Annotated in this window: 1 tRNA gene and 2 rRNA genes; all 3 read left to right on the top strand. The window is 43.6% G+C overall.

Annotated elements, in window-relative coordinates:
• Positions 1-218 (top strand): 16S ribosomal RNA (locus tag OC526_RS08295); the annotation flags it as partial.
• A gap of 200 nt (positions 219-418) precedes the next feature.
• Positions 419-495: transfer RNA gene (locus tag OC526_RS08290), tRNA-Ile, on the top strand.
• Positions 496-791: 296 nt separating this feature from the next.
• Positions 792-1,096 (top strand): 23S ribosomal RNA (locus OC526_RS08285); the annotation flags it as partial.

The following is a 1,096-nucleotide window of genomic DNA, read 5'->3' as shown; positions in this document are numbered from 1 at the left end:
TGCATGAAGTTGGAGTTGCTAGTAATCGTGGATCAGAATGCCACGGTGAATGCGTTCCCGGGTCTTGTACACACCGCCCGTCACACCATGGAAGTTGGCAATACCCGAAGCCTGTGAGCTAACCGTTAAGGAAGCAGCAGTCGAAGGTAGGGTCAGTAACTGGGGTGAAGTCGTAACAAGGTAGCCGTATCGGAAGGTGCGGCTGGATCACCTCCTTTCTAAGGAAGCCCGGCCTGGTTGGTGGAAGATGCTTGCATCTTTCATCCTAGAACGAATCTTGCGAATCAAGAGAGCTTCTAGGACGTCTCTACAAACGTAAGCAATTATATTTGTATTAGATTAACCAATCAGGTCCGGAAAGAGAATGATACGTTATTCTCTATCTATTAGAAATAAATTGTTACTTAATTAATTGCATGGACCTGTAGCTCAGGTGGTTAGAGCGCACGCCTGATAAGCGTGAGGTCGGTAGTTCGAGTCTACTCAGGTCCACCAGCAAGACCTAGCCCCATTTGCAAAGCAAATGGATGGCAGGTCGGCCGTCAGGCTTTCCCAAGAGTGCGAATAAGCACGATTGGCTAGAAAGCTACGGCGTATTACTATTTGAAATTTATAAAATAAGGTGTAAAGTTAAAATCATACCAATAAATGAACCACTTAAACTGAAGTAAAATAGTACAAACAAGTACTAGCGTTATTTTGCCTCTGCCATTAAAAATGACAGAATTCAAAATCAAAGATTTTGAACTCACTCAGGATAAGCTTAAAACTAAATAGCAAACAATATTTCCAGTCAAGAAAGAAAGGGCGCAAGGTGGATGCCTTGGCACATGAAGACGATGAAGGACGTAAGTGAACGAAAGCTAGGGTAAGCTCACAACAAGCAATGACCCCTAGGTCTCCGAATGGGGAAACCCGGCTGTGGAAGACACAGTCATCCTATGGTGAATACATAGCCATAGCGAAGTAAGACCCTGCGAACTGAAACATCTAAGTAGCAGGAGGAAAAGAAAGAAAACTCGATTTTCCAAGTAGCGGCGAGCGAAAAGAAAACAGCCCAACCCAGTAAGAAATATATTTTTTAGCAGAATCATTT

The organism is Anaerococcus sp. Marseille-Q5996 (assembly GCF_946893725.1).
GTDB lineage: Bacteria > Bacillota > Clostridia > Tissierellales > Peptoniphilaceae > Anaerococcus > Anaerococcus martiniensis.
This window is presented reverse-complemented; position numbering and strand designations above follow the sequence as displayed.